The 7,333-nt window shown below is 71.6% G+C and carries 7 protein-coding genes; 5 read left to right on the forward strand and 2 right to left on the reverse strand.

The genetic code is table 11. The annotated features are described in order from the left end of the window. Positions 1 to 28: 28 nt before the first annotated feature. Positions 29 to 1,447, reverse strand: a complete 1,419-nt coding sequence (locus tag CIK81_RS14275; protein ID WP_114328305.1) for a hypothetical protein — start codon at positions 1,445 to 1,447, stop codon at positions 29 to 31. 112 nt (positions 1,448 to 1,559) lie between these two features. Between CIK81_RS14275 and CIK81_RS14280 the strand changes: the two genes are divergently transcribed. Next, positions 1,560 to 3,344, forward strand: a complete 1,785-nt coding sequence (locus CIK81_RS14280; RefSeq protein WP_096164054.1) for a proline--tRNA ligase — start codon at positions 1,560 to 1,562, stop codon at positions 3,342 to 3,344. A gap of 16 nt (positions 3,345 to 3,360) precedes the next feature. On the opposite strand, the gene CIK81_RS14285 is transcribed toward CIK81_RS14280, so the two are convergent. Continuing rightward, positions 3,361 to 4,449 carry a DUF4439 domain-containing protein gene (locus CIK81_RS14285; protein ID WP_241964189.1) on the reverse strand — a complete coding sequence of 363 codons (1,089 nt, stop codon included), beginning with the start codon at positions 4,447 to 4,449 and terminating at the stop codon, positions 3,361 to 3,363. A gap of 132 nt (positions 4,450 to 4,581) precedes the next feature. On the opposite strand from CIK81_RS14285, the gene rimP reads away from it, so the two are divergent. From rimP to CIK81_RS14305, 4 genes are all read left to right on the forward strand, one after another. Continuing rightward, entirely contained in the window at positions 4,582 to 5,163 is a 582-nt protein-coding gene (gene rimP, locus CIK81_RS14290; protein WP_096164249.1) for a ribosome maturation factor RimP, read from the forward strand. Position 5,164: 1 nt separating this feature from the next. Then, positions 5,165 to 6,265, forward strand: a complete 1,101-nt coding sequence (nusA, locus tag CIK81_RS14295) for a transcription termination factor NusA (RefSeq protein ID WP_241964190.1) — start codon at positions 5,165 to 5,167, stop codon at positions 6,263 to 6,265. 137 nt (positions 6,266 to 6,402) lie between these two features. Further along, the gene (locus CIK81_RS14300) at positions 6,403 to 6,708 is read left to right on the forward strand and encodes a YlxR family protein (RefSeq protein ID WP_096164056.1); all 306 of its coding nucleotides are present in this window, start codon (positions 6,403 to 6,405) and stop codon (positions 6,706 to 6,708) included. Between the two features lie 95 nt (positions 6,709 to 6,803). Then, the coding region (locus CIK81_RS14305; protein ID WP_199586381.1) for a translation initiation factor IF-2 N-terminal domain-containing protein at positions 6,804 to 7,333 on the forward strand (530 nt) is incomplete at its 3' end.

The raw sequence follows: 7,333 nt of genomic DNA on the forward strand, positions 1-7,333 counted from the left end.
CCGGCCCCGGCCTGGCCCTGTCCAGGTCTCATCCCGCTGACGACGTCCCCTCGCCGAGGGCGTCGAGCGTCAGCAGCACGTTCGCGGCGGTCCAGGCGAGCGGGGCGACCGCTGCCGGCCGACCGTCGAACAGCACCTTCTCCGGGAGGGAGCCCGCCTCCGTGCGGTGCTCGGCGAGCCACCCGAGCAGGTCTCCGGCGGTGTCCGTGTCCCCGGCGCGAGCCAGGGCCAGGGCCAGCAGACTCGTCGACGGGGTCCAGCTGACGCCGTCCTCTCGCCAGGCGGCACCCGGGGCGATCCCTCCGGCAGGGCGTGCCAGGGCCTGCCGCAGCTGTCGGACCTGGGACGGCGAGGCGACGCCGTGGCATCCGGTCGCGTCGAGGAAGGCCAGTGCGGAATCGTCGCCGCCGCGGCGACGATAGCGCTGGAACCCGTTCGCCCCGAACGTGCCGAGCAGCAGATCCTCGAAGCGCCTCGCGGCCGCCGTGGCGCGGTCGTCCGCGGTGAGCGCGGCGGCCCCGCGCAGACCGGCCAGCGTCGCCGCCATGATCCCGAGCGTCACCCGATGCTCGCTCACCTCCCAGTAGTCGGGGGAGACGGGCGGCATCGAGGTGCCGTCGTCGGTCGCGGACAGGAGCGCCTGCTGGGAGGTGCTGATCAGTGCAGCGAGCCGGTCGAGGGTCTCCGTCCGGGAGTCCGGTTCCTCCTGGCCGGCGATCTCGGAGGCGGCCCAGAGAAGCAATCCGGTGCCGTCGAACTGACGACTGCGGTCATCGGGGGCGCGACCGGTGCCGGGGTCGTACCGGGCCTCGAACCAGCCGTCGTCGGCCTGCAGCGACTGCAGATGCTCGAGAACGCTCAGGGCCTGCTCCTGATGGCCGATGCGGGCGAGCGCGACCGCGCAGAACGCCGCGTCGCGGGGCCAGATGTATCGCCAGCTGGTGCTCCATCCGGCCACCGGTGCCGGGAGGTCGTCGGAGAGCACCCACAGGTCGGCCAGCGCGGAGGCGGCGAGGTCCGCGAGGAGGGGCGCATCCGGGAGAGCGGCCTCCAGCCGGGAGCGCCAGGGCACGGTCGCCGCCCAGAACTCCTGGGCTCTGCGAGCGGGCCCCGAGGACTCGGCGAGCGTGTGCTGCAGCCGAGTGCCGGGGAACGGTGCCGCAGAGCCGCTGTCGCCCCCGCGGCCTCGGCCGCCACCGGCCTCGACGTGTGCAGCCTCCTGGGCGGTCGTCACGAGTCGGCGGGATCCGTCGTCGTCGTAGGCGACCGTCTGCGAGTAGAGGCTGATCTCGGTCTCCGGGTCGACTGGAGGAGCGACGGCCTCCCGCAGGGCGTAACCGCCCAGGCCCACCGCCCCGAGCGCGCCGACCACACCGGCGCCGCGCAGCAGATGCCGACGTGAGGCGCCCTGAGGCCCTTGGGCGTCCTGTCCTCCGGCGTTCTGCATCCCTCCAGCGTACGGCGCACGCCGGATGCTCCCGGCGGACAGTACGATGGACCCCGCGTCTGCCACCGCAGAAGGTGGCGCTGAACCGCCCGCTGTGAAAGAGGCCCTGCCCATGATCCGTTTGTCGTCGTCCTTCGTCCGCACCCTGCGGGAGGACCCGGCCGACGCCGAGGTCGCCAGCCACAAGCTGCTCGTGCGCGCCGGCTACATCCGCCGCAGCGCCCCGGGCGTCTACACCTGGCTGCCGCTCGGGCTGAAGGTGCTGCGCAAGGTGGAGGCGATCGTCCGCGAGGAGCAGGACGCGATCGGTGGCCAGGAACTCGTGTTCTCGGCGCTGCAGCCGCGCGAGCCCTACGAGGCCACCGGGCGCTGGGAGGAGTACGGGCCCACGCTGTTCCGTCTCCAGGACCGCCGCGAGGGCGACTACCTGCTCGCGCCCACCCACGAGGAGATGTTCACCCTCACCGTGAAGGACCTGTACAACTCGTACAAGGACCTCCCCGTCATGCTCTACCAGGTGCAGAACAAGTTCCGCGACGAGGCACGCCCCCGCGCTGGCCTGCTGCGCACGCGCGAGTTCGTCATGAAGGACGCCTACTCCTTCGACATCGACGACGAGGGACTGGACGCCTCCTACGAGAAGCAGCGCGGTGCCTACCAGCGCACCTTCGAACGCCTGGGCCTGCCCACCGTGATCTGCCGGGCCGATGCCGGCGCCATGGGCGGTTCCCGCTCCGAGGAGTTCCTGCACCCCACACCCATCGGCGAGGACACCTTCGTGGTCTCCGACGGCGGCTACGCCGCGAACGTCGAGGCGGTGACCACCGTCGCCCCGCCCGCCCTGGACGAGGCCGCGATCGCGGGGCTGCGCCCGATGCACGTCGAGGACACGCCGGGAGCGAGCACCATCGCGGCGCTCACGGAGTTCTCCAACCAGGCCTTCCCCGGTGAGGGGCCGGTCTCGGAGACGGGGGAGTGGACCCGCTACGAGATGCTCAAGCACCTCGTCTACCTCCTGACCTACCCCGACGGCACCACCGAGCCGCTGGTCATCGCCCTGCCCGGTGACCGCGAGGTCGATGAGAAGCGCCTGGAGGCCGCCGTCGCCCCGGCGGTCGCAGCCCCGTTCACCGAGGCCGACTTCGCGAAGCACCCGGCGCTCACCAAGGGGTACATCGGTCCGGAGGGGCTGGGACTCGACTCCGCCTCGAAGATCCGCTACGTCGTGGATCCGCGCGTGGTGCCCGGCACCTCCTGGGTCGCCGGCGCCGGCCAGAAGGACAAGCACGTCTACGACCTCGTCTTCGGTCGGGACTTCACGGCCGACGGCACCATCGAGGCCGCCGAGGTGCACGACGGCGATCCCGCGCCCGACGGCTCCGGGCCGATGCGTCTGACCCGCGGAATGGAGATGGGCCACATCTTCCAGCTGGGCCGGAAGTACGCCGAGGCGCTCGATCTCAAGGTGCTCGACGTCAACGGCAAGACCGTGGTCGTCACGATGGGCTCCTACGGCATCGGCGTGACCCGCGCGGTCGCCGCGATCGCCGAGCTCCACCATGACGACAAGGGCCTGGTGTGGCCGCGCCGGGTCGCTCCGGCCGACGTGCACATCATGGCCACCGGCAAGGGCCAGGAGATCTTCGAGGAGGCCGAACGGATCGGTCTCGAGCTCGAGGCGCAGGGCCTCGAGGTGCTCTACGACGACCGCCCCAAGGTTTCCCCGGGCGTGAAGTTCAAGGATGCCGAGCTGCTCGGCATCCCCACCTCCGTGGTGGTCGGCAAGGGACTGACGACGGGCGTCGTCGAGGTCCGCGATCGCGCGACCGGAGCGATCGACGAGGTCGCGGTGCAGGACGCCGTCCAGGCCGTGGTCGCTGAGGTCCGCGAGGACTGACTGCCGCGGCCGAGGATCAGCCGCCGTCGCTCGTCGGCAGGTCCTCGGCCGCGAGGCTGGGGAGCGGATCCATCGTCTCCACCCGTCCCACCAGCGTCTCGGCCGCCTCGAGCGCGGCGATGAGGGGCAGCGGCCGGCGCCCGAACGGCGCGGCACCGACCAGGGCGATGTGGTCGACCAGGAGCCCCTGCGCCACGAGCGTGGGCAGCTGAGCGGCCAGCTCGTCGTCCAGCTCGCCCCCGGGCAGGGCGTACACGGCCTGGCGGAGCACCACCGGGCCGCCGTCCTCCTCGGCGATCGTTCCGAGCTGCTCGGCCCGCTCCCGATGACGGTCGGAGAGTGCGAGGTGCTGTGTCCGTTCGTCGTCCGTCGTCCGAGCGGCGAGGACCTCGTGCACGTACCCCGCGTACCACTCCTGCTGCTGGGCGTCCTGGAGCGTGGAGTGATAGTCCACCTCTGCCCCGACCGAGGGCGGATCCGTGTCGGGCACCTCGCGGGAGGCCACCAGGTCCTCCGGCACGCGCAGGGCTGGGACCTCGCCCGCGTCCATGGCGCGCTGCAGCCCCTTCGCGCTCCATGCGGTGTGCGCGGCGAGGGCGGCGATCGGGCGCGCGAGCGAGCCGGAGACCTGCCGGGCCGCGTCGACGGCGAGCTCCCGCAGCTCGACCAGCACCGCGATCATCCCGGCCCCGTCCTGCGGGGCGTCGTCCGACGACGCGGCCGCGGAGCCCGTCGGATCGGAGGAGCCGTCCTGCTCCCGTTCGGCCTGTGCCCCGGTCAGGAGTGCGGTGCGCTGGATCGGCAAGGAGATGATCAGGTCCTCGAGGACCACCGACAGCGACGGATCGGGCGTCTGCGCCGCATCGGCGGCGTCGCGCAGGATCTGCGCACCGGCCAGAGCACGGTCGAGCAGCTCGAGCAGATCCACGCGGTAGAGGTCGTCGATGCCCGGCGGGGGAGGCGTGTACGTCGCGGGGCCCCCGAACCGGATCGCGCCGCATCCGGGGAGTGCGATCAGGGCCAGGACCCCTGCGGTGCCCGTGGAGAGCAGCCGACGCCGAGTGAAGGATGGAGCGGCGGAGCGGGAGCCGATGGGAAGAAGCACAGGAGGATTCTCGCATCGAGGCCCGGGAAGGAGGCGCAGGCGCCTCACGACCACTATCCTGGGGACATTCCCGACCGGGCGATTCGTCCCTGGCGGAACAGGTATCCATAGGCAGGAGGAGGTGAGCGAGCGATGAGCGACCTCGACGGCCAGTCGGCCCACACCGCCCTGCGGGATGCTGCAGTCCGGATCCTGGCGGCGCATGACCTCGTGCTCGAGGAGATCGTGGTGACAGGGCCCCGCTCGATGCCCGAGGTCCGGGTGATCGTGGACCGCCCGGAGGACCAGCTGGGCAGCGCCGACCTCGACGTCGTCGCGACCGCGTCCCGAGAGCTCTCCGCACTCGTCGACGAGGATGACGACCTACTCGGCCCGGACCCGGTCGTCCTCGAGGTGACGACCCCGGGGGTCGACCGTCAGCTCACCCAGCCGCGTCACTTCCGTCGCGCTCGCGGCCGCCTGCTCTCCCTCAGCGCAGATGGCACCGATTATCGCGCCCGCCTCCTCGCCGTCGTGGGGGATGACGTCCTCGTGCTGCGTCAGGAGCCCGGCCGCGACGATCGCGGGCGTCCGCTGAAGATGCCGCCGGGAACCTCCGAGCGGCTGGAGATCCCCGCCGCCGAGGTCACCTCCGCCCAGGTGCAGGTCGAGTTCGACCCGCCCGCCGACCTCGCGCAGCTGATCGCTGACGCCACCCCTTCGAAGGAGAGCTGAGATGGACATCGACATGGGTGCCCTGAGGGCCCTCGAGCGCGAGCGGGACATTCGTCTCCCCGTCCTCATGGACGCGATCCGCTCGGCTCTGCATGCCGCCTATCTGCATACCGATCACCCCGTGCGCGACTCGGAGGTGAACATCGACGAGCGCTCCGGCGAGGTCGCGGTGATCGCTCGTGAGCGCGACGGCGACGGGAACGTCCTGGAGGAGTGGGACGACACCCCGGAGAACTTCGGGCGCGTCGCCGCCTCCACCGCACGCCAGGTGATCTTCCAGCGCATCCGCGACCTGGAGGACGAGGCCGTGCTCGGCGAGTACGCGGAGCGGGCCGACGACATCGTCTCGGGCATCATCCAGCAGGGCCGCGACCCGCGCATGGTCCTGGTGGACCTCGGCGAGGTCGAGGCCGTGCTGCCTCCGCACGAGCGGGTCCCGGGGGAGGACTACTCCCATGGTCGACGCCTGCGCGCCTATGTGACCGATACCCGGCGCGGACCCAAGGGCCCGCAGATCACGCTCTCGCGATCCCACCCCAACCTGGTGCGCCGTCTGTTCGCGCTGGAGGTCCCCGAGGTGGCCGACGGCACTGTCGAGATCACGGGACTCGCCCGCGAGGCGGGGCACCGCACGAAGATGGCCGTGCACGCCACGGTTCCGGGCGTGAACGCCAAGGGCTCCTGCATCGGTCCGATGGGCGCACGTGTGCGGTCGGTGATGAACGAGCTGGCCGGCGAGAAGATCGACATCGTCGACTACGACGAGGATCCCGCGACCTTCGTCGCCCACGCCCTCTCTCCCGCCAAGGTCTCCAGCGTCACCGTGATCGACGAAGTGGGCCGTGCGGTGCGCGCCATCGTGCCGGAGGGTCAGTTCTCCCTCGCCATCGGCAAGGACGGGCAGAACGCGCGCCTGGCCGCGAAGCTCACGGGCTGGAAGATCGACATCCGCCCGGACAGCGACCCGGAGCCCCGCGCCGCCGTGCTCGCCACGCCGGAGTCGGAGCCGGGGATCGCTCCCGCCCCGGAGACTGCGCCGGCCCCGGAGAGCGCACCGGCCCCGGAGGTGGGCGCCCGGCCGGAGGTCAGCCCGGAGTCCTGAGGTGTGGCCCATGCCTCCCGGGTGAGCGTCGGTGCGAACCGGTCCGCTACACTGGGGAGGCTGTTCGCCGAGGTGCGCAGGATCGTTCGAGGTCCGGTGCCCTGCTCGGCGGAGGTGTTCGGAACGGAGGTGGAGGAGTGGTCGCACACTCCGGATCGCCTCGACCCGAACGCACGTGCGTCGGCTGCCGAGAGGTGGCACCGCGCGATCACCTGATGCGTCTGGTGCGGGAGTCCGCTCCCGACGGCGTCGCGGCGCGAGTCCGGTTCGATCCTTCGGGATCGGCTCCCGGTCGCGGTTCGTGGCTCCATCCCGATTCATCATGTCTCGAGCTCGCCGTCCGGCGAGGAGGCTTCGCCCGCTCCTTCCGGAGCGCGGTCGATACCGGGTCTCTCGCCCAGGAACTCGAGAACCCCGATTTCACCCGAACGTGGAACAGGTAGAAGAACCATGGACATCCGATGAGTACTCACCAATGAGCACCCTCAGGAATTAATGGTCCGAGCCCTCTTGTCGGCCGGACCGAGACAGGAGAAATGTGGCTAAGGTCCGCGTCCACGAGCTCGCCAAGGAGCTCGGACACCCCAGCAAGGTCGTTCTGCAGAAGCTGCAGGACATGGGCGAATTCGTTCGCTCCGCCTCTTCGACCATCGAGGCCCCCGTCGCTCGGCGTCTGCGCCAGGAGCTGCCCGCACAGGGCGGCGGCAGCGATGCCAAGAGCGGCGAGAAGACGGCCAAGGCCAGCGCCGACGCTCCCGCGGCCGGCAAGCCCGGCGGAGCCCCCAAGCCCGGTGGCGCGCCGAAGCCCGGTGCGAAGCCCGCACCGGCCGAGGCAGTGACCCCCGCGCCCGCCGCTGCCGAGAAGCCGGCCCCGGCGGAGAAGGCTGAGAAGCCGGAGCAGGCAGAACAGCCGGAGCAGGCCGCGAAGCAGACGCCCGAGAGTGATGCCGCAGCGGCTCCCTCCGCCGGTGCACCCACGCCCGGCTCCGCACCCAAGCCCGGCGCTGCCCCGAAGCCCGGTGCCGCCCCCAAGCCGGGCGCTGCCCCGAAGCCCGGCGGCGAGCGTCC

Origin of the sequence: Brachybacterium sp. JB7 (assembly GCF_003335205.1) — a bacterium.
GTDB lineage: Bacteria > Actinomycetota > Actinomycetes > Actinomycetales > Dermabacteraceae > Brachybacterium > Brachybacterium alimentarium.